The sequence below is a fragment of the Nonomuraea sp. 3N208 genome, from assembly GCF_052245935.1.
GTDB lineage: Bacteria > Actinomycetota > Actinomycetes > Streptosporangiales > Streptosporangiaceae > Nonomuraea.
On sequence record NZ_JBQQBR010000067.1, the window covers coordinates 1 to 19,021 of the forward strand.

Genomic DNA, 19,021 nt, shown 5'->3' on the forward strand with positions numbered 1-19,021 from the left:
CCTGAACGGCGCCGACAACATCGCCCAAGCCATCCGCTACATCTCCCGCGACGCCACCCGCGCTCTCACCGTCCTCAACCTCGCATGATCGAGAAACGGGACAAAACCCCACTACGCCGGAGCCCTGGGGTCGATACCGACGAACTCCCCCATGGACCCTCCCCGAGGGTGTGGGTTACAAGGCAGAAGTCAAGCACACCGGCCAATCCGGGTAAACGCCCCACGTATCTCTATAAACAACCGGAATTACACTCGCATGGTTGCGGACGGGTCAAAAATGGTCATTACAACCCGTCTATACTAAATATCGGCGAAACCGTCACTCCCGTCGGCCGGATGACAACACAGACTGCATCCGCTGTAGCCATCCAGACTGCAGTTTCAGCCACTCTTGCCCGACGCTCGGTGTACAACCAATCGAGGTGACTTCACACTACAGCGGTTGAAAGTCTGAGGTAACACGGCGTGGTTGCGTGCTCGCGGCGGGGTTCGGGAGTATGCCGGTGGGATGCGTTATCCGGATGGTGGTGGTCTGACCCCGGCGGCGCGAGCCAAGCGTGAACAGGTCCGCTTGGAGGCTGCCGGGTTATTCGCCGCAGGCATGTCGCCGCCTCAGGTGGCCAAGAAGCTGCGGGTCTCACGCAAGTCGGCCTATGTCTGGCACAAGGCCTGGCGCACGGCAGGGATCGAGGCGCTGGAGTCGAAAGGGCCGGGCGGGCAGCAGTGCCGGCTCAGCGATGCGCAGGTGGAGCGGTTGGAAGCCGCCTTGGACGCCGGTCCGGCCGTGTGGGGGTGGACCGAGGATCAGCGGTGGACTCTGGCCCGTGTCAGCGTCCTGGTCGGCAGGTTGTTCCACGTCACCTACACCCCGCGCGGGATCTCCTACCTCCTGCATCGGCTGGGCTGGAGCCCGCAGGTCCCCCAGCGCCGCGCCACCGAACGCGACGAAGAAGCGATCGCCACCTGGGTGAAGGAAACCTGGCCGCTGGCGGAACAACGGCGCGGGACCAGGACGCGTGGATCTGCTTCGCCGACGAAGCAGGACAATCGCTGAGGCCGCCCAAGGCCCGCACCTGGTCCCGCCGTGGACGCACCCCCACCGTCACCGTCTCCGGCAAGGGCTCCGGGCGCGTCAACCTGGCCGGGCTGATCTGCCTCAAGCCGGGGCAGCGGACCCGGCTGATCTACCGCATGAGGATCTACCGGCGCCGTAAGAACGAACGCAAAGGGTTCACCGAGACCGACTACGCCCGCCTGCTGGACGCCGCCCACCAGCAGCTCGGCGGGCCGATCGTGCTGATCTGGGACAACGTCAACACCCACGTCGACGCCCGGATGCGCAACCTGATCGACACGCGCCCGTGGCTGACGGTGTTCCACCTGCCGACCTACGCGCCCGAACTCAATCCCGTGGAAACCGTGTGGTCGCACCTCAAACGCGGCCTGGGCAACCTGGCCCCCTGCACCCTCGACGACCTCGCCACGATCATCCGCAGCCGACTCAAGCAAATGCAGTACCGCCCCGACCTGTTAGACGCCTTCCTGGCACACACCGGCCTGATCACGAACCCGAGATCGACATGACACCCCGAACTTTCATTCTCTGTACGTCGGTCCTGCCGCACATGCATGGGCCGTACAACGCCGTTGAGACGCTCGTCTACCCGGGACGGGATACCACATGCGACTCACACACATACCGAGCTGACTGTGCCGATCTTTCAGGAGGGAAGAACCCGATCCGTAGTAGCGCATGACCGCTCGCTCGATCTATTCGCGAACCGCTTCGAGCTAACCCGGCATGTCGTCACGCTCATCAACGAGGACCCGCCCCCAGAACGGATCCTGTACCTGCACGGGCTGGGTGGTAACGGCAAGTCGCTGCTGCTGCGCCATCTGGAGAAGCGTTGCTGCCTGCGTACCGACACATGGGAGGGCGTTCGCGAGGCCCCTGACCCCCAGCTGCTGGAGCAACTGGCCGAGCGTGGTCAGCAGGTGCCAGTGGCCAGGATCGATTTCGGAGCCCGGCCAGCGGGCGAGAATCGCCCGCAAGAGGCGTTCTCGGCGTTGTTCATGCTCAAACGCCAACTCGCCCAGCACGGGATCGCCATGCCCCGCTTCGACTTCGCCGCCATCACCTACCTCCACAAACTCGGCTTCGACATCGCCCACCGGGTGCCCGAGCTGTTCCCCCGCGGCGAGGTCAACATCGCGTTGGACATCGCCGATGCCGTGTTGACGCTGCCAGTTCTGCGCGTGGGGCAGCAACTCTTCCACATGCTCAACTCGCGCATGGACAAGGCCTTCACCCGCCGGCGGATGCAACGCCGTCTCTCACAGCAGGACGCGGAAGACATCCTGGCTCTCGTGCCCGAGCCGGACCTACTGCATGAGCTGCCGCGCCTGTTCGCCAAGGACCTCAACGACGCAGCCGGCGACCACGCGCGGATCGTGTTGCTCTTCGACACCCACGAGGCGTTCTTCGGCGAGGCCATCGGCGATGCCGACAGCCTGATTCACGCTGACAAGCTGATGCGCGATGAGTGGCTGCGCTGCCTGCTCGGCCACCTCGATCTGGGAGCCGGGATCGTCGCCATCGTGGCAGGCCGCACCCGTCCGCCGTGGCCGTCCGCTCCCGTCTTCCCCATCCCGGAGCGCTATATCGAGCATCGGCTGGTCGGCCACCTGACCACGGCTGATGCGACGCAGTACCTCACCCTCGCCGGCATCACCCATCCAGCCATGCAAACAGCGCTGGTGACCTACGCCTCCACCGCCCCGGACGAGGTACACCCCTACTTCCTGGGCTTGTGCGCCGATGTGACGCTGGCCGCCGGCTCCCGTCTGGATCCTGCCGACTTCGCCACGTTGGTCGACAAGGAACGCGACCTGGCTCGCCGGTTGCTGCAGTGGACGCCTGCCGAAGCTGAGTACGGCATCCTGGCCGTAAGTGCCTGCCGCGCCTTCACCGCCGAGACCTTCCACCACCTCGGCCAGGCGCTCGACTTCCCCTGCGATCGCAGCGCCTTCAGCAAACTGACGGCCTTCTCCTTCATCTCGCCGCTACGAGGCGGTACGGCCAGCGGATCCGGCGCATACACCATGCACAACATCCTGCGCCGCTCCCTCCAACACGTCCGCCCGGCGGAGGTGCGCAGATCCCATGAGGTGCTGGCTCGGCACTACAGCGGGCGCCAGGAGTTCACCGCCGAGTTGGAAGCGGCCTATCACCTGAGCCATCTCCACGCCGCCCAAGGCGTCACGGCCTGGGCCACGCTCATGGATCGCAGCCTGGCCACCGGACGCTTCGACCAATGCCGCGCCCTCGCAAGCCTGCTCAGCGACCTGCGCATCGACCGCGACGAGGACAAAGGCCGCTGCCTGTACCGCGTGGCCCGCGCCTATCTCGGGCTCGGCCGCTGGAGCCAAGCCGAAGCCCTGCTGGACGGACTACCTCACCGGTCAGCACACGCCGAGTTGCTCCGCGCCGAGGTGGCCTTCTGCAGAGGCGACTTCGAAAGGGCAGGCAATCTCGCCCAGGCGGCGTTGGCGCTCACGGAAGGCGACGCCCGGGAAGGCTTCCTGTTCCGGTTGGCCGAGATCGAGCTGTATCGAGGGCGTTTCGCAGAAGGACGCGAGCACGCCACCGAGGGCATGAACGCCACGACCGATCAGGCACCCTGGCTCAAACTTCTCGGCGAGATCGAATACTTCTCCGGCAACGTCGATCGTGCCGACACACTCATCAACCAGGCACTTCAGGACGTGGCTGCCCGTCCCGCCCACCTGCGCGACCAGGCCCTGTACGCCGGCCTGCTGCAGGATGCAGCACTGGTCGCCGAGGCCGCCGGCGCCTGGCAAACCGCGTTGGTCAACCAGAACAAGGCTCTCGACATTCGTAAAGCGTCAGAAGACGCCCGCGGAGTCGCTCAATCCCTCCACGGGTTGGGCAAGGCCCAATGCGGTCTCGGCCTGGTACGAGAGGCCGCTCAGACGCTGGCTGAGGCCGGTCGCGCAGCCCGAGATCTCGGCGACGGCCTACTCGCCGCGAAGGTCACCCACAGCGAAGCCGACGTACGCCAAGCTAACGGCGACCATGCAGGCGCGTGGCAACTGACCGTCCAGGCCCTGAAAGAGTTCGAGCACCACGGCACTCCCTACGATGTGGCCTCCGCCTGCCTTTCACTGGCCCGCCTGGCGCAGGGTCGCGAACGCGTCCGCTACGCCGATCGCGGACGACACGCCATCGAGCAGGGTGGGTTCGGCGTCCTCGCCCAATTGTTCCCCGACCAGTCGATCCCATCTGCGGTACGCATCCTCAACGGGCTTACCGGCTTCTGCTGCGGCGACGCGCTCGGCGTCCCCTGGGAGGGCAAGCCTCCCCAGGACATCCTTCTCTCCGACATACTCACCGCACGAGAGGGATGGCCGCTCGGCAGCACGTCAGACGACACCGAACAGCTCATCCTGCTCGCCCGGAATCTGATCGGCACCGGCGGCTCAGAGGCGGCGTTTCTCACCGCCCTGGCTGCGGCAATGCCGACCATGCGGGGAGCCGGCCCCACCACCCAGAGAGCTGTAGCGCGTTTCGAAGCAACCGGAGAACTGGTAGCCGATGGCGGAGCGACCAACGGCGCCATGATGCGCGTGCTGCCCATTGGCTGGGCTGTTCCCGCTACCGATGCCGAACGCCGCCGGGAGCTGGCCATACGAATCACGAAGACCACTCATGCCGATCCGAAGGCGATCGCCACCGCCTGTGCAGTGGCCGCCATGGGATCTTGGGCATTCGAGGCCTGCACCGCCGAGGACCTGATCTCCGTTGCCCGAGAAGAACTCGATCACTTCAACGTCCCCTTCACCGCAGGATGGGAGCCCGATTCGAGCGGAGTATCGCTGGATGTCATGGACACATTGGGCGCGATCCTGCATGTACTCCACCTTCACGACGAACCGGTTGAGGCCATGCGGTATGCGGTCAGCCTTGGTGGGGACACTGACACCGTGGCTGCAATCATCGGAGGCATCCTGAGCTGCCGCCAAGACTCGGCGGACATCCCCTGGGCCCCTCAAGTCGCTCTCCCGGCAGGGCTGGACGCGCTTGCCGAAGGGCTGTGGGCCATGCGACGGGCGGCGTATGCGTGACTTCTGGATCATCGGCCCCATCGCCTGGGACCTCGCCCTGTACGTTGACCGCATCCCCGCCAGCGGTCACTTCATCCAAGCCGGCGAAAGCATCGAGCGCCCAGGCGGAACCGGCGCCAATGTCGCCGTCGCGCTGAGCCAGGCCGGGGCCCGTGTCCACATGGTCGGCTACGTGGGGGCCGATGCCGCCGGCCAGAACATGACGAAGACGCTCGCTGCTGCCGGGGTCGACGTCGAACATGTGCAGGTCCTGCCGGGGCACACGTCCTCCGTAGTTCTGCTCATCGAGCCCAACGGCGAACGGACCATCATCGGCATCCGCGCTGACCTGCTGCACACCATCACGATCCCGGTCGACGCCGTGGCGCCAGGAGACATCGTCTATTTCGCCGCTTGGCACGACTCCTTCACTGCCGCAGCCCAAGCCATGGCAGCCGCAGGAGCGCTGGTCACCAGCGTCCCGCCGGGCACCACCCCCGCCATGCGCTACCTGATCGGATCCCGTAACGACTTCTCCGCGATCCCCGAGGAAGCCACCGCCATCGTGACCGAAGGCGCCAAAGGCGTCACCGTCTACTCACCGGGCAAGAGCGACCACTACCCGGCCATCCCAACAGACGCAGTAGACACCACCGGAGCAGGCGACGCCTTCGCCGCCGGCCTTCTCTGGGAGATCGGCAACGGAAGACCTCTGGCCGAAGGCGTGCATCTCGGTCTCGCCTGGGCCGCTACTACTGTTCGGGCGAAGTCATCCATGCCAAACACAACTTCGGTGCATCTGGCCGGGACGTCAGGCCCACGACCTAGGGAATCGCCAAGCGCTGATCGCTTTCGCTCCTGATGATGCTACGTACACGTCGGGTCCTGCATTAACCGAGGAGAAACCCGGTCGAACCGGGCACCGTCCGATGGAACGATATGTGGTTCTGTCGGTAGTTGGTGACGTCAGTTGTTCGTGAAAGCTGACGGCACCAGGTGATGGCCCAGAAAGATGTTCGCGAATTCTGACGTCACCATCGGGGTTGCGGTGTCAAGCTGGATGTGCTCAGTAAAGGAGCACCCCCGATGCCGCCTGGCCAGTCGAAGGTCGAGTTGTACGCCGCGCTGCGGCGCGACTCCCGCGATGGCATGTCGAACCGGGCGTTGCAGTGCAAGTACGGCGTCACCTGGAGCACGGTCAACAAGGCCCTGACCTCGGCTTGGCCGCAGCCACGCACGACAACCGCTTCGGCGCGGCCGTCGAAGCTGGATCCGTTCACGCTGCTGATCGACGAGATCCTGCTCATTGATCTGGACGCGACCAGGAAACAGCGCCACACCGTCACCCCGGATCTACCGCCGTCTGATCGACGAGCACTCCTCGTCCGAGGCGTTGCGTTGACCACTTGAACCCGCACCGATGAGAGGGCGCAAGCGTCCTGCGAGCAACCGCGCGGTCCGGCCAGGGACTGAGAGTCCGGTGTTTATACCTTGCTCGCGACCACCATGTAGTTCTCGGCCTCAAGATCGAACGTGCTCAGTTCCGTTTGGAGTCCGACCCGGTGCAGCTCGACTTCGAGTTCCTCGTACCGGTAGGGCCAGCAGGACAGCAGTTCCGAGCGGACAAGAACCAACCCGGTCGCATCAACTTGCGCGATCGCAATCTCGATGTGGTGCTCCTCCTCCCAATGCGGCGCAATCTCCCAGCGGTAGACCACGACGGCATCGCGACCGTTCCGGCGGACGAGTCGGTCACTGATCTCCAGCCGGGAACCTCTGGCCCTCACGAGTTCCCAAGTGCGGGATGTGAGTACCAAGCGCCCGCCGGGGCGCAGAAGCCGTGACATCGACTCCAGAGCAGCACCCCTGCCTGTCGCGCCCGCGGCATGGTGAAGCGAGTTGCCAACGCAGAACACCATGTCGAACGTGTTGTCCTGGAAATGGTCGGGCAACTCTTCCCAGTTCGCCCGTACGGCCCGGACGGATGCCCCGAACTCCTCAGACAACTCTGCAGTCCGACGAACCATCGCCTCGCTGGCGTCAGTTGCGACAACCTGCATGCCACGACCGGCGAGGCCAACCGCCAACTGTCCGGTTCCGCACGAACAGTCGAGGACGTGAGCGTTCGACGGCAGGAGATTGAGGACGTCGTCGAACGACGCAGCGAACTCGGCTGGAGGCAACTTTGCATCCGAGATGAGCCATTCGTACACCTCGGCAAGCACGTCATAGCCTGTCACAACCACTACCTCCGTCACGCGGCAGACTCACGGTAGGACGTCAGTCCATCAGCGGAGCAAGCCGGGCACCAATGGTTTTCGCAAGGATGGCGCCGCGGCACCCTGACCGGCCAGCGGGCCGCCGCCGCGATCAGCGTGGCGCGGCTGCGTGACGAGGGCTTCGACGTCGTCCGGGTCAAGATCGAGGCCGCGCCGTGGAACGAGGACGTGCCGGCGAGCGCGGAGGCGGCGGCCGCGCTGGCCGCGTGCTATTTCGAGCACCACGCCAAGGTGGCGGTCCGCGACGACCCGGCGGCCCTGGCCACGATCGCCGCACGCCATTCGGCGCACGTGTCACGGAACGTCAGGCGGCTGCGTGGCGACGGCTCCCATGAGCGGTTCGTGACGCAGCGCTGCAGGAACGTCGGCCTGCCCGAGGCAAGACGGCGGTTCGACGCACTTCTGGCGGAGTTGAGCGCGGCCGGCTTCGCGCTGCTCGAGGCCGAGCAGGAGTTCGTGGTGCACGACGACAACCCCGGCATCGACAACGGCTGGATCGAGGAACGATGACGTCGCGACGCAAGCAGAAGAAGCAGCCCGTGTCCGACCGGTACGACATGCCGGCGAAGGAATCACCCGACGTCCCCGTGACGTACCTGCCTCTCACGCGCGGTGAGTCTCAACGACGATGGCGTATACCACCTGGGAAGCATCCGGTGGAGCGACGTCTACGCCTACACCGACGGTGATCGACTCGCCTTGCACGTCGACGCGCGGGGCGCGCGGACCACCTAGGACTACGGGTCGGACCCGCTAGGCCGACTTCAGCGCATCTCGTACGCGGCCTCGGCCGACGCCCTGCCCGCGTCGGACGTCACCCTGGAGTACGCCACCGGCGGTGACCTGTTCCGTCTCACCAGGGTGGTCACTGACACGATGACGCGCGATCTGACCTACGGGTCGCTGAAGGGCGGGAGCGCTGGACAGATAATTCTCTCTTGAGAGCGGTCAGGATCTAGGGTGCCTCCATGAAGATCCGCGCCGCCGCGGCAGAGGACGCCGGAATCCTGGCCCTGCTGAACCCTCACGTTCATGCGGTCCACGCCGCTCACCGCCCCGACGTCTACCGCGTCGACCCACCCGCAGACGAACTGACCGACTACTTCGCGGCTCTCCTGGTCAAAGACGTCACGCGTGCTTTCATCGCCGAGATTGATCGTCCACTCGGGTATGCCGTGGCTGCCATCGTGCGTCGCGAGGAAAACCCGTTCGTCCGCGCCGAATCCTTCATCCTCCTCAATCAGCTGGCGGTGGATCCACAAGCCGCCAGACGCGGGATTGCGAGTCAGCTGATCGAGGCCGTGCGGGATGCGGGCAGGCGGGAGGGCTGCCAGAGGCTGCTAACCGACGTGCTGGACTTCAACGAGGACGCCAAGGCCTTCTATGCGGCGGCCGGATTCGCTGAGTTGAAACACGTGCTGGAGCAGCCGCTTTGATGCTTGCGCGGAGTTGCTCCGCCGCAGGTGAACAGTGAGTCAGCCAGCCTCCCCTCGGACGGGCGTCGAAAGTCATCGACGCGTCCGAGACGACGACTAACTGGCTGGCGCCCGACTTGAGGAAGTGCGATCGGCGGTCGCCGACCGTGGTACCTCGATCGCGGCCCTCGCCCGTTCGCATGGAGTGAGCCGGGCCGCCATCCGAACCGCACTGACCGGGCTGCTGCCCGGCCAGCCGGGTCCGCCCTCGGTCATCCCGACCGAGGGCGGACCCGCAGCGCGAGACGACCCTGCCGAAGCATCCAGCTAAGTTACTCGCGGGTGCCGTCAACGGCTATCCGCAGTCAGTCTCAACCCCGTGAACGGCTAGCGGGCAACTTCTTGTGACCCACACCCTTGCGGAAGCGGGTCGCAAGAGGATTGATCAGTGAGTGGCGGTCACTTCGAGCCACGTGAAGCCGCTTGAGCAGTTGAGATAGACCGAGCCGCCGTAGCCGAAGTAGGTGGTAGCAGAGCCGCTGCTATAGGTCACGCCATTGCACTTGCCGTTGATCCAATAGACGGTCTTTTTGTAGGGATCGCCATAGCAGTTGGCCGAGAACTTGGTGATCCCGCCCCCGACCGCGCCGACCGACGTGGTCTTGCAGTCCACCAGAGGACTGATGTTCACGTCTGTGGCGTGCGCGGGCGCGGTGGCCGCCAGCAGCATAAGCGCACTCGCTGCGACGGCGGCGGAGACACCGGTTGCGCGGCGAAGCGAGGTCCGGATGGTCAACGAGGTTCTCCATTCACTGGCGGATCGATGTGCTTTGAAGGTAGCCGGGCACCGGCGACGTTCGGCCTCAGCCGAAAGGTAGAGGCTAAGGGCATTCGCCGCCCCATCGCTGATCGACCATGATTTGCGTGTTGGGCGCGTAGTAGTGTTTCCATGCTCCCGACTGAAGCGTCTTCCCTTGGTTGTAGTGCAGACACTGGGTGACCCCGGCATATTCGAAATAGAAGTGGTCTTGCCCGGTCTGCTGGCGTCCGTTGTTGACGAGGTAGTAATGCGTGTTCGGTCCCATGCTGCGGGGACCGAATGTGCCGTAGGACCAGTCGATCAAGTCGGCGTCCGCCAGACTGCCCTTATAGAGGCAGACCATCCCGGCTTTGCATCGATCCAGGTCATACTCTCCGGCCGATGCGGGGGCCGGTGCGGCCAAGAGCGCGAGTGCTCCCACCGCGAGGGTGATGAACACGCTGCGGAGAGGCTTAGTCAAGGTCATGTGAATCCTTCCTGATGTACCGATGGGACTGGCTACTCGACATCGCGGTATGCCGCTGAACGTGTCCGGCTCACGGCTGCGGAGATTAGCCTTGGCCGGCCGAGGTAGCCGGCGCGCTTGTGGCCTGCCCTTGCGTGCCACGCGGCGGTATGCCGCTGATTCTGGCCGAGCGGCTATCGGCGACTGAAGCCCTTGCGTTCTGGCGCAAAGGTCTTGATGTACTGCGGCGACCTGCCGACGACGGGTGAATACCGGGTCTGGCACAAATTGCGTGAAGGGAAGCCTCGGCCGTCGGCAGGACGCGGCTCGCCGGGGTAGGCCAGGGTGCCTGGGGATACGCCTCCGCTTCGGGGGTCTATGGCATCGTTTCGCGTGGAGGGTCACAAGGACCGGAGGGCGGGATGGCGATGGCCGGTGCGCCGTTCAGCAGCGCCTCCCCCAACGGAGTACGGGTGTGGACGACGGCCTGGCCGAGGCGTTGGGAGACGATGAGGCCGGCTTCGCGCAAGATCGCGGCGTGCCTGCTGGCCATGGGCAGAGACAGGCTCAGGACCTCGGCGAGTTGAGTGGTGGTCATCGCGTTCCCAGCGCGTCCAGTGCGGCCGCCCGTGCTGGTCCGATGAGACGGTTGAGCGAGGAGGAACCGCTCTGCTGTACGGCAGGCCTATGCGCGCTGCTGGTCAGCCACCCCAGTTGGTGCGCGATGGGATAGGCGATCACAGGAGGAACCCACCGCTCGCCGGTCGCCACCGGCAGATCCGTGGCGAAGAATGAGGGAATGAACGTCAAGGGCCGGCCGTCGAGCTGGTAATCCGCCTCGAAGGGATGGTGGGTGATCAAGACCCCTTGCTCCCACTGCATGACCTGCGCGGGATAGCTGGCCAGCCATCCGTCCACGCCGGCGGAAATCGCGAGCTCGGCGCGGCGGGAACGCTCGGCGGTGAACGCCTCCTGCAGATGGGCGGTGTAGGGCGCGACGGCGATGTCGTAGTAGCGGCGCAGGAGTGCCCCTAGTGACTTCAGTGCCTCCGCATCCCCCTCGGCCAGGTTGCGGGCCCAGGAGGGAAGCGGGCGGCGGCGGAGCCGGACCAGTTCGGCGAATTGGGCGCACAGGATCGGCCGCGGAGTCGACATCACCGCATCGAGACCGCTGTCCAGGTCGGCCAGGTCCGGCGTAGCGACCAAGAAGTCCGGTGCATGACCCCCCTCGAAGTACAGCTGGGAGAGCATGGCCACTGCGCTGGTCAACTGCGCTTTTTCTAGTTGCCGGCGTACCGCGTGGCGCCAGGGGTCGAACAACAGGGCAGCCTGCCGGTTCTGCAGCAGGTTCAGACTGAAGATGATGTCCCAGAGGGCAAGTGGCTGGCTGGCCATGCGTACTTGGGTCAGGTCATCGGACGTCAGGTGAAACCGCAGCATGAATATCTCCCTCGGACCGTACTCGCGACCCATCGAAGCGTCCAAGGATCAAGGTTTGCATGAGGAACGAATGCCGGCCAGGTCATGGCGTCTCATAGCCAGGCCAGCAGCGGGTGTGGGCAGTCACAGTCTTGGACCCTGCGCTTGTTCAGCATTGGCTGAGCCTCGACGCCGACCTCCCTCTGGACTTGCTCATCTATGGCGCGCAGCAAGCGGCCGCTCAGAGGCTGAGGTGGCCAAGGTGCGGGACGGGATGTCCTCGCGATCAGCGGCGCATCCTCCTCAGAATTCCCGTTAGTGCCCCCCTAGTTACGTTGACCTGCGGAAAGTCGAAGCTTTCGGGATTTCAGGAGCCGACGGGGCGCAGTTGATCGCGTCTGAGGTCGACGGCGATGCTGCATCCTCCAGCACCGCCTCCCCGTCCCTGCTCATCCTGGGTGGCGGCCACCGTCTTCAACTCCGTTAGTTCTCATCAGTGAAATCAGAAGTGCCACTATCCAAAGGCCAGATGGCATGCGCGGTTACGGATACGGAATTCAGGACGAGAAGGCGGAAAGAGCTCGTCGCACTTCGCGCCGATCAACGATCTCTGTCGCTTCTTGCCCTCATCTTGCCGATCAATACGCCTGGGCTCTTTCACACGATCAGCGCGAGTCGTTGAATTCCTGCGCAGGACCTGGACGGTCTCACGACGCTGAGGCGGACGCGGCACGTTGGAAGTCGCTGGTCGATGACGGTTCGCCGACGATATCGCCTTGTTCTTCGACACCATGGGACTTGGTCTGGTCCTCGCCGAGGGTGGCGGCGTTCGAGGCACGGACGGGGATGTCGATGGCATGGCGAGCACCACGGTCCGCTGGGACATGATTGGGCGAGGCGTCCGCATCGAGGCGACCGTCGTTTGAGGTGGGGCGCCCTTGGTGCCCCATGAACTCGACCAGATGCCGACGCCTGCGCACACCAGGAAGCCAGCAATGAGCGCCAGTCGCGTTGGGCGATCCCAGCTTCGAAGAGGGGATCGTTCTGGCGGTACCGGGGTCGAGTACCTTCTCCAGCAGAGCGCGTCGGATGCGGCGAGGAGCCGGGGCCGCTCTCGAAGCGGCAGGCCGCACGGCGGGCGCCCCACCGGCCGCGATTCCTCGGGAGGGACGGCGGAGCGGTTCTGATCTCTGTTCATGGTCCTCCTCTCGCTGCCCGTGTATGCAAGAGTGACGCAACGTAACGGCCCACGGTGGGAGCGACGCGGCATGACGAGCGGCGTTGAATGGTGGCCCCGGTCGCCCGGGGCCGAAGGCGGCTAGACCTGCCCTATTCGCTCAAGGCATCGTTGATCTTGCCGTTGATCTGCTCTTGCTGGCCGTCGATGCACTTGGCGTAGACGCGCAGCAGGACATCAACGCTGTGACCGGCGCGTTTGGCGACCTCTACGGCCGGTACGCCCACGTTCAGCCAAAGCGAGACCGCCGCGTGGCGGAGGTCGTACGGCCTGGCGGCCAGTGACGACGCGATCTGTTCCGGCGTGAGGGCGAGTTTGCGGGCTTCCTGCCAGACGTAGGAGTAGGCCGAGCTGGAGTAGGAGCCGCCGGTGCCGGTGCGGAAGATCCTGCCGTCCTTGGCGGTGCCGTACGTGGCGATGTGCTCGCGGAGCATGGCGACCAGGACGGGCGGGATCGGGATCTCTCGTGTCTCCTTGTCCGCCCGGTGCTTCAGGCAGCGTGACTCGTGGGTCTCGCCGGAGTTGGTCCAGCGCTTCGTCCCCTGGGGACGCGCCTTCTCCAGGACGATCAGGCCCCAGCCTGTCTCGGGCAGCGTGCAGTTCCTCAACCGCAGGTCGGCGGCCTCCTCCGGCCGGAGGGCGGCGTAGTAGATGCAGGCGAACAGGGCCTGGAGCCGGACACCGCGCTTGCGGCCCACCTGCGGGATGGCGTCGAGGAGCTGTCGCGCTTGGGCCGGGTTGACCACCGTGCGGGGGTCAACGATCGTCAGGGCCTTCGGCGCCGTCCATTTGATCCCGTCCAGCGGGTTGCTGCTGAACACCTTCTCCTCCACCGCGTGCTCCAGGAGGTGATGCAGAACGGAGCGCTTCCGTCGCACCATGTTCGCCGCTGCCGGAGCACCGGCGAAGGTGACCGATATGGCGTTCAGCGCGGTACGAAGAACGTGCGCCTCCTCCAGTGCCGCCAACGGAAGGGACGCCCTCTCCAGCCAGCTCAACGCCGCAGCTTGAGCCGTAGTCAGCTCGGCCCGCCTGTTCTCTGGCAGGAGAACGTGAATTCTGAGGACCTCACGCAGTTCCTCCGCGGAGGGACGGCGCGGAGCGTCCGCCACCAGTGCCGGGCGCGGAGCGTCCGCCACCAGTGCCGGGATCAGCGTCAGGAGCGCGTACGCGTCGGTCTCGCGCGTCCGTGCCGCCGAGGTGTTCCAGCGCCGAAGCACATACGCCTGACCGAACTCCAGAAACGACGGCCCGGCGGCTTCCGGTGCGAGCATCGATACCGGCAAGCCGGTGGCGATGTCGAACTCCTCCCCCGCCTTGGCCGCCTGCCGCGGGTCCGACATGAAGGCATTGGCCAACCCTTTGGTCCGGAAGCTCTTCGATCTCTCCTTGCCGGCGACCCGCCAGCGGGCGACGTAGACCGATATACCTCGGTTGGAGCGCTGCTGGACCTGGCTGAACCTCACGTCGTAGGTCGTCTTCACTTCGCCTCCCGCCGCGCGTCGAGCCAGGCCGTGAGGTCGCTCCTCCAGACGCGGAGTTCGAGGTTGGGCAGCTGAACGCAGACCGGCGCACGGCCGAGCTCGCGCCAGCGGTAGAAGGTGCGACGGGAGACCCCGCCCAACTCGGCGAGGACCTGCGGAACTGTCAGCAACTCGTCGCTTCTGCTCATCGAGGATCACTGCCGACGTTCGATAGGGGGACGCCGGTGATCGCCGCTGCGAGAAGTTGTTCTCCGAGGGAGAGCCCCTGTCCGGCGTACTGCCAGTGGGCGACGACTAGGACGGTGTCCTCCTCGAAGAGGGGAAGCCGTCCGGTGGTGATCTCTTCGGTGCGCATGTGTTCTTCGCGGGCGGCGCGCAGGGCGCCGAGGGTGGTGGAGTAGCGGCGGCTCTTGGTGGAGAAGTGGCCACGGAAGCCGAGCATGTGGGCCCAGTGGATCAGCCGGAGGTCGGCCAACCCTGGCTGGCTGCCCAGGCGCATGCAGGCGGCGATCAGCCGGCGGGCGTGCTCGCGCACCGGTAGCTGGTTCAGGTCGTCGAGGGGTTGGATGCGCCGGTCCAGGGTGCCGACGCATTCAGCGGCCTTCGTGGCGTATTTGGCTATGTACGCGGCGACGGCCTGTTCGGTCAGTTCGCCGTCCAGGGTGATGCGACGAACGTCGAGTTGCGTACCCCAGCGGAAGGTCCGGCCCAGTGGCTTGATCTCCGCCGTCACTGCGGCAGTCGCGTGTTGGACGGCTTGGGCCAGGGCGTCGGCCGTCGCCCAGGCTGGGGGCGGTGAGTTGGGACCGTCCGGTCCGTCGAGGCGGATGACGGCGTGGAAGTGGACGACGCCGCGCCGCTGGTATTCGGCGACCTTGGCGAAGGCGATGCTCACGTGCTCACGCAGCGCCTTGACAGTCAGGCCGTTGAGCTTGGCGAAGCGGCGGCGCAGGGCCAGCGTGAAGCGCCGCCACAGCTCGGGGCTGATGGCGTTGAACAACACCGAGCCGTCGTAGTCGTAGCAGTCCGGGCACATCGGCTCGCCGAGCCGGGGATCGTCGGCGCTGTGCCGCTCGGTGCAGGACATCACCTGTCCGTGCGGGCACGTCTCAGCGTCGCGGCGAGCGTGGCAGGGCAGCACCTTGCCGTTCTTCTCCCGCCGCACGTGGACGGCCCCGAAGGACGGTGCGGTGAGGGTGACGAACAGGCACGGGTGCGCGCTGACCGTCTCGGGGACGCCCTTGCCACCGACCAGGCCGGCGCGGACGAGTTGGTACGTGTCGGCGCGGTAGACCTCGGCGCAGGCCGGGCAGCGGGAGGCACGCCGTGTCTTGCACGCCACGCGCAGGACGCCGTCCGGCTCGTGGATGGTGCTGTAGCGGTGGAGAAGCTGACCGGTGGCCCGGTCGTAGTGCTCGACCTTGCCGCGCAGGTGGATGGGCTGGCGGCAGCCTCCGGATCGCTTGATCTGGCAGGCCCAGCGGTCGTAGGTCGGGTGATGGAGTCGGGAGATCATCCCGGCTATGGCGTGTGGGTGGTGCAAGATGGAACCGTCCTATCCGGATGCGATCTGGTGGGATGGCCCCTCACCTGGCGCGGAACTTGGCGGTTGTGTGGCCAGGTGAGGGGATCTCGGCTATGCGCCGTGGTTGTCGATGCCGGTGCCGTCGCAGTCGCGGCAGGTGTCGCCATCTCCGTCGAGGCCTGTGCCGTTGCAGGTGCAGCAGTGGCCGTGAGCGAGCAGGACGGCGGCGAGGATGTCGGTCCAGTCGGCTTCGAGCTCTTCGGGCTCCATGGTCAGCGGTCCTTGCGCGGGGTGATCGTGACGTAGAGCCGGTAGTGCTGCGGCCGGTTCCGGTTGGGGAAGGCTCGCGACATGGACGTGACGGTGAAGAGCTGGCGGAGGTGGATCATGCCGAGCGTGAGTTCGGCGCGGTTGCCTTCGAGGCGGATTCGCATGGTGATATCTCCTAGAGATTGTCGATCTTGATGCAGCCGCGGTAGCTGTCCTCGGCGGCGTGTCGGGCACGGGCGGCGGCGAGGATGGCGATGAACTCGTAGCGGACCGGCCCGAAGTCGATGGCGGTCATGTAGTGGCCGTAGGGCAAGTGGTCGGGGTCGATCTCGGTGCCGAGCAGGGCGGCGACCTTGTCGACCTCGGCGCACATCTGGTGGTCGGGCCCGTTGGCGGAGAAGGCCCGCAGGATGACGGGTGCCAGCGAGACCGGTACCTCGGGGTTGGCCTTGAGGAAGCCGGCCAGGGCGATGAGTCCGGCGATGAGGGCGTCTCGTTCGTTCTGCATGGTGATGGCCTTTCAGCTGGTTTCCGGGGTGGTCCGCAGGGTGCGGAGCAGGTCGGAGGCGAGTTGGTTGGACACGCCCAGGCGGGCGCGGAGAACGTCGCGGGTGATGGGTTTGCCGTGCCTGGCGTGGTGTTCGTCGGCGACGCGGCGGGCGTAGTCGACGAGTGCCGGGGACGGTCCTGGTTGTTCGTTCTGGCCGTCCTGGGCGGGGACGAGGGCAGGACGATCGGTGCCGGGGACGGCCTCGGGCTCGCTGGGACGAGGACGGGACGTTGAGACGTCTGCCGGGGACGTCTCGGAGACGTCCTGGGACGGTTCGGGACGAGGGCCGGACGTCCGGCGTTCGAGCATCGAGATGGCGACGAGGAAGGCTGCCGCTGGGGTGGCGGCGGTGATCCGGCCCCACACGGTTGGGTCAGCTTGTTGCAGATTGGCGGCCAGGGACAGGACGACACCGCCGCTCAGCACCAGGACGGGCCAGGAGATCAGGCCGCGTCGCCTGCGGCCGGTCTCCTTGTCGCGTTGGCGTTCGCGGGCGGCCATGACACAGGTCAGGTCGATGCAGACGGCGATCGCCCAGGCCATCCAGCCGGACTGTCCATGTTCGCTGGCGGTGTCGCGGATGTGGGTGAAAGACCCGGCTCCAGCGATGATGGCCAGGACGAGGACGGGGCCGGTGTCGAGCAGCCAGCGGGCGAGGCGTCGCATCGGTTTCAGGCCTTTCGCGGGTCCGGGATGGAGTCGAGGAAGTCGGCGAGGTCGGCGTCGCTCATCTGCGCGGCGTGGCCGGAGATGACGTCCGTCCAGGCCGGTGTCTGGTCGGCGTAGGCGGTGGCGGCGTGCTCGGCGGCTTGCTCGCTGACGTAGAAGGAGCGGGCGCGGTACCACTGGCCGTCCTGTGAGGCGACGATCGCGACGCCCGGTGTCTCGGCGGGGATGGCGCGGGCCGAGGCGAGGGCGGCGGGGTCGAGGTCGCCGAGGGTCATGGTCGCGGTTTCGGGATCGTTGACGCGGTGGCAGATCCGTCCCGAGCACTGGGCGCGTAGGGCGGTGACGCCTGGGCCGAGATCGGAGCCGATGCGCTGGCCACAGCAGAACAGATAGATGCCGAACGCCCGCCCGAGCTGGGCCACCCGCAGCAGCGCGGTCGAGGTCTTGGCGATCTCGTCCTTCTCGCTCTTGTCTGCCATCAGGTACAGCTCGGCCAGCTCGTCGACGAGCACGACGATGGGCACGGGGCGTTGGTCGTCCGGTAGTTGCCAGATGTTGCGGGCGCCGGCTTCGCGGCACTGGGCCATGCGGCTGGTCATCAGGCCAACGAGGTCATCCAGGAGAGCGACGCATTCTGCCCGCGTGGTGCCCAGCGCCGACAGGCGCGGGTTGTACGGGGTGAACTCCACGCCGCCCTTGAGGTCGAAGCCGACCAGGGCGACCGGTTGCGGTGCGAGCCCTTGGACCAGGGCGTTGGCGAGGTTGGATTTGCCGGACTGTGTGGCTCCGGCGTTGAGCCAGTGTGGGACGGTCTTGAAGTCGATGGTCCAGGGGCCGCCGGTCTCCAGACGGCCCACGATGACCTTGAGCAGTTCGGGTGACGAGGGCAGGGTTTCGACCCGAACGAGTGGATCGCGGACGGTGGCGGACAGGACGACCCGTCCGGGACGAGGGGACGAGACGCGGACGGCGTGCACGCCCCAGGAGTGGGCGAGCCGTTCGGCGGCGTCGGCGTAGTCGGCGGGGATCTGGCCCTCAAGGGTGTGCAGGGTGACCCGCCAGCCGTATCGGGTGGGCCTGGGCAGCCACATGAACGGCTTGGTGTCCACGGCGATGCGCTGCCACTTGCGCCGGACGCGGACGACGCCGGTCGAGGCGACCAGACCGGGGACGGTGGTGAACCAGAAGCGCTGCCGCTTCTTGGTGAGCCCGCAGCCGAGGGCGACCTTGCGCCAGGTGGCCCACACGCTGATCGCGGTCAGCGGGAAGGCGACCACGAGCCAGAACGAGCGGTAGTGCCAGCGGCGCCAGGCCCAGAGCCCGGCCGCCGAAGCGGCCAGGACTCCGAGCAGCAGGAGGTGCGTGTCAGACACGGAGCGGCTCCCCCGCATCTGCCGGTAGGAGCGCCGCGGCGCGGTAGGAGATGCCCCACCGGCCGGCGATCTCCCACACGTAGCCGACCAGGCCCGTGGGGTTGACCTGCTGACCAGCACTGATCGGGGGCTCCCCCGACGTGCCGATCTTGACGAGCTCGATCCGGCCGAACTCGTCTTCCACGGAGACGGTGACCTCGTAGACGGTGTTGCCGTTCTTGTCGGTCTTGATCTCGCCTGTGTCCTTGTTGAGCAGCCGCGGCTTGGGCGACTTGACGCAGGTGATCACGAGCTTGGACGTGTCGACGGGGATAGGGATTGTGCGCATGAGAGCTGGTCTCCTTCTGAGGTGTTGTTCTAGATATAAAGATACCTAGGTATCTAGCGCTGCAAACTCATAGAGCTGGTTGG

The 19,021-nt window shown here is 66.1% G+C and carries 22 protein-coding genes; 8 read left to right on the top strand and 14 right to left on the bottom strand.

Translation table 11 applies throughout. The features are described from left to right. Positions 1–508: 508 nt before the first annotated feature. From ACTWPT_RS54985 to ACTWPT_RS55005, 5 genes are all read left to right on the top strand, one after another. A complete protein-coding gene (locus tag ACTWPT_RS54985) occupies positions 509–1,054 on the top strand; it encodes a helix-turn-helix domain-containing protein (protein ID WP_443185541.1) in 546 nt (181 codons plus the stop codon). Then, the gene (locus ACTWPT_RS54990) at positions 1,051–1,584 is read left to right on the top strand and encodes a transposase (protein ID WP_443185577.1); all 534 of its coding nucleotides are present in this window, start codon (positions 1,051–1,053) and stop codon (positions 1,582–1,584) included. Before ACTWPT_RS54985 ends, ACTWPT_RS54990 begins: the two co-directional genes overlap by 4 nt. Before the next feature lie 126 nt (positions 1,585–1,710). Then, entirely contained in the window at positions 1,711–5,145 is a 3,435-nt protein-coding gene (locus ACTWPT_RS54995; RefSeq protein WP_443185542.1) for an ADP-ribosylglycohydrolase family protein, read from the top strand. After that, complete coding sequence (locus ACTWPT_RS55000) at positions 5,138–5,986, top strand: carbohydrate kinase family protein (RefSeq protein ID WP_443185543.1); 849 nt, start codon at positions 5,138–5,140, stop codon at positions 5,984–5,986. The genes ACTWPT_RS54995 and ACTWPT_RS55000 overlap by 8 nt, the downstream gene beginning before the upstream one ends. Before the next feature lie 224 nt (positions 5,987–6,210). Further along, on the top strand, positions 6,211–6,534 hold the full coding sequence (locus ACTWPT_RS55005) for a hypothetical protein (RefSeq protein ID WP_095749789.1): 324 nt from the start codon (positions 6,211–6,213) through the stop codon (positions 6,532–6,534). Positions 6,535–6,608: 74 nt separating this feature from the next. Here ACTWPT_RS55005 and ACTWPT_RS55010 read toward each other — a convergent pair whose 3' ends face one another. Beyond that, positions 6,609–7,382, bottom strand: coding sequence for a class I SAM-dependent methyltransferase (locus ACTWPT_RS55010; RefSeq protein WP_206062001.1), 774 nt, complete (start codon positions 7,380–7,382; stop codon positions 6,609–6,611). A gap of 117 nt (positions 7,383–7,499) precedes the next feature. Between ACTWPT_RS55010 and ACTWPT_RS55015 the strand changes: the two genes are divergently transcribed. After that, a complete protein-coding gene (locus ACTWPT_RS55015; protein WP_443185544.1) occupies positions 7,500–7,913 on the top strand; it encodes a hypothetical protein in 414 nt (137 codons plus the stop codon). Positions 7,914–8,371: 458 nt separating this feature from the next. Further along, positions 8,372–8,839, top strand: a complete 468-nt coding sequence (locus tag ACTWPT_RS55020; protein ID WP_443185545.1) for a GNAT family N-acetyltransferase — start codon at positions 8,372–8,374, stop codon at positions 8,837–8,839. 424 nt (positions 8,840–9,263) lie between these two features. Here the strand turns inward: ACTWPT_RS55020 and ACTWPT_RS55025 are convergent, their stop codons facing one another. The 4 genes from ACTWPT_RS55025 to ACTWPT_RS55040 all read right to left on the bottom strand — a co-directional run bounded on the left by ACTWPT_RS55025 (position 9,264) and on the right by ACTWPT_RS55040 (position 11,523). Then, complete coding sequence (locus ACTWPT_RS55025; RefSeq protein WP_443185546.1) at positions 9,264–9,614, bottom strand: hypothetical protein; 351 nt, start codon at positions 9,612–9,614, stop codon at positions 9,264–9,266. Between the two features lie 85 nt (positions 9,615–9,699). Continuing rightward, the gene (locus ACTWPT_RS55030; RefSeq protein WP_443185547.1) at positions 9,700–10,104 is read right to left on the bottom strand and encodes a hypothetical protein; all 405 of its coding nucleotides are present in this window, start codon (positions 10,102–10,104) and stop codon (positions 9,700–9,702) included. 355 nt (positions 10,105–10,459) lie between these two features. After that, on the bottom strand, positions 10,460–10,681 hold the full coding sequence (locus ACTWPT_RS55035) for an ArsR/SmtB family transcription factor (protein WP_443185548.1): 222 nt from the start codon (positions 10,679–10,681) through the stop codon (positions 10,460–10,462). Beyond that, positions 10,678–11,523, bottom strand: coding sequence for a hypothetical protein (locus ACTWPT_RS55040; RefSeq protein WP_443185549.1), 846 nt, complete (start codon positions 11,521–11,523; stop codon positions 10,678–10,680). The genes ACTWPT_RS55035 and ACTWPT_RS55040 overlap by 4 nt, the downstream gene beginning before the upstream one ends. Positions 11,524–12,278: 755 nt before the next feature. Between ACTWPT_RS55040 and ACTWPT_RS55045 the strand changes: the two genes are divergently transcribed. Further along, positions 12,279–12,428, top strand: a complete 150-nt coding sequence (locus ACTWPT_RS55045; protein WP_443185550.1) for a hypothetical protein — start codon at positions 12,279–12,281, stop codon at positions 12,426–12,428. Positions 12,429–12,831: 403 nt separating this feature from the next. Here ACTWPT_RS55045 and ACTWPT_RS55050 read toward each other — a convergent pair whose 3' ends face one another. The 9 genes from ACTWPT_RS55050 to ACTWPT_RS55090 all read right to left on the bottom strand — a co-directional run bounded on the left by ACTWPT_RS55050 (position 12,832) and on the right by ACTWPT_RS55090 (position 18,938). Continuing rightward, on the bottom strand, positions 12,832–14,223 hold the full coding sequence (locus ACTWPT_RS55050) for a tyrosine-type recombinase/integrase (RefSeq protein WP_443185551.1): 1,392 nt from the start codon (positions 14,221–14,223) through the stop codon (positions 12,832–12,834). After that, complete coding sequence (locus ACTWPT_RS55055) at positions 14,220–14,411, bottom strand: helix-turn-helix transcriptional regulator (protein ID WP_443185552.1); 192 nt, start codon at positions 14,409–14,411, stop codon at positions 14,220–14,222. The genes ACTWPT_RS55050 and ACTWPT_RS55055 overlap by 4 nt, the downstream gene beginning before the upstream one ends. Beyond that, positions 14,408–15,739 (bottom strand): replication initiator, encoded by a 1,332-nt coding sequence (locus ACTWPT_RS55060; protein ID WP_443185553.1) that lies wholly within the window; start codon positions 15,737–15,739, stop codon positions 14,408–14,410. Before ACTWPT_RS55060 ends, ACTWPT_RS55055 begins: the two co-directional genes overlap by 4 nt. 120 nt (positions 15,740–15,859) lie before the next feature. After that, positions 15,860–16,018 carry a hypothetical protein gene (locus ACTWPT_RS55065; RefSeq protein WP_441129104.1) on the bottom strand — a complete coding sequence of 53 codons (159 nt, stop codon included), beginning with the start codon at positions 16,016–16,018 and terminating at the stop codon, positions 15,860–15,862. Between the two features lie 2 nt (positions 16,019–16,020). Further along, positions 16,021–16,182 carry a hypothetical protein gene (locus ACTWPT_RS55070; protein ID WP_443185554.1) on the bottom strand — a complete coding sequence of 54 codons (162 nt, stop codon included), beginning with the start codon at positions 16,180–16,182 and terminating at the stop codon, positions 16,021–16,023. Positions 16,183–16,193: 11 nt separating this feature from the next. Then, positions 16,194–16,526 carry a hypothetical protein gene (locus ACTWPT_RS55075; RefSeq protein WP_443185555.1) on the bottom strand — a complete coding sequence of 111 codons (333 nt, stop codon included), beginning with the start codon at positions 16,524–16,526 and terminating at the stop codon, positions 16,194–16,196. A gap of 12 nt (positions 16,527–16,538) precedes the next feature. Beyond that, entirely contained in the window at positions 16,539–17,234 is a 696-nt protein-coding gene (locus tag ACTWPT_RS55080; RefSeq protein ID WP_443185556.1) for a DUF2637 domain-containing protein, read from the bottom strand. A 5-nt stretch (positions 17,235–17,239) separates the two neighbouring features. Next, a complete protein-coding gene (locus ACTWPT_RS55085) occupies positions 17,240–18,610 on the bottom strand; it encodes an FtsK/SpoIIIE domain-containing protein (RefSeq protein WP_443185557.1) in 1,371 nt (456 codons plus the stop codon). Further along, positions 18,603–18,938: an SCO3933 family regulatory protein gene (locus tag ACTWPT_RS55090; protein WP_138666014.1), complete on the bottom strand. Its 336-nt coding sequence runs from the start codon at positions 18,936–18,938 to the stop codon at positions 18,603–18,605. Before ACTWPT_RS55090 ends, ACTWPT_RS55085 begins: the two co-directional genes overlap by 8 nt. Positions 18,939–19,021: the final 83 nt, after the last annotated feature.

Coding starts and splice junctions, on each gene's coding strand:
- ACTWPT_RS54985 (WP_443185541.1), top strand. CDS start 509: ATGCGTTATCCGGATGGTGGTGGTCTGACCCCGGCGGCGCGAGCCAAG.
- ACTWPT_RS55000 (WP_443185543.1), top strand. CDS start 5,138: ATGCGTGACTTCTGGATCATCGGCCCCATCGCCTGGGACCTCGCCCTG.
- ACTWPT_RS55005 (WP_095749789.1), top strand. CDS start 6,211: ATGCCGCCTGGCCAGTCGAAGGTCGAGTTGTACGCCGCGCTGCGGCGC.
- ACTWPT_RS55020 (WP_443185545.1), top strand. CDS start 8,372: ATGAAGATCCGCGCCGCCGCGGCAGAGGACGCCGGAATCCTGGCCCTG.
- ACTWPT_RS55030 (WP_443185547.1), bottom strand. CDS start 10,104: ATGACCTTGACTAAGCCTCTCCGCAGCGTGTTCATCACCCTCGCGGTG.
- ACTWPT_RS55035 (WP_443185548.1), bottom strand. CDS start 10,681: ATGACCACCACTCAACTCGCCGAGGTCCTGAGCCTGTCTCTGCCCATG.
- ACTWPT_RS55040 (WP_443185549.1), bottom strand. CDS start 11,523: ATGCTGCGGTTTCACCTGACGTCCGATGACCTGACCCAAGTACGCATG.
- ACTWPT_RS55055 (WP_443185552.1), bottom strand. CDS start 14,411: ATGAGCAGAAGCGACGAGTTGCTGACAGTTCCGCAGGTCCTCGCCGAG.
- ACTWPT_RS55060 (WP_443185553.1), bottom strand. CDS start 15,739: ATGATCTCCCGACTCCATCACCCGACCTACGACCGCTGGGCCTGCCAG.
- ACTWPT_RS55065 (WP_441129104.1), bottom strand. CDS start 16,018: ATGGAGCCCGAAGAGCTCGAAGCCGACTGGACCGACATCCTCGCCGCC.
- ACTWPT_RS55070 (WP_443185554.1), bottom strand. CDS start 16,182: ATGCGAATCCGCCTCGAAGGCAACCGCGCCGAACTCACGCTCGGCATG.
- ACTWPT_RS55075 (WP_443185555.1), bottom strand. CDS start 16,526: ATGCAGAACGAACGAGACGCCCTCATCGCCGGACTCATCGCCCTGGCC.
- ACTWPT_RS55080 (WP_443185556.1), bottom strand. CDS start 17,234: ATGCGACGCCTCGCCCGCTGGCTGCTCGACACCGGCCCCGTCCTCGTC.
- ACTWPT_RS55090 (WP_138666014.1), bottom strand. CDS start 18,938: ATGCGCACAATCCCTATCCCCGTCGACACGTCCAAGCTCGTGATCACC.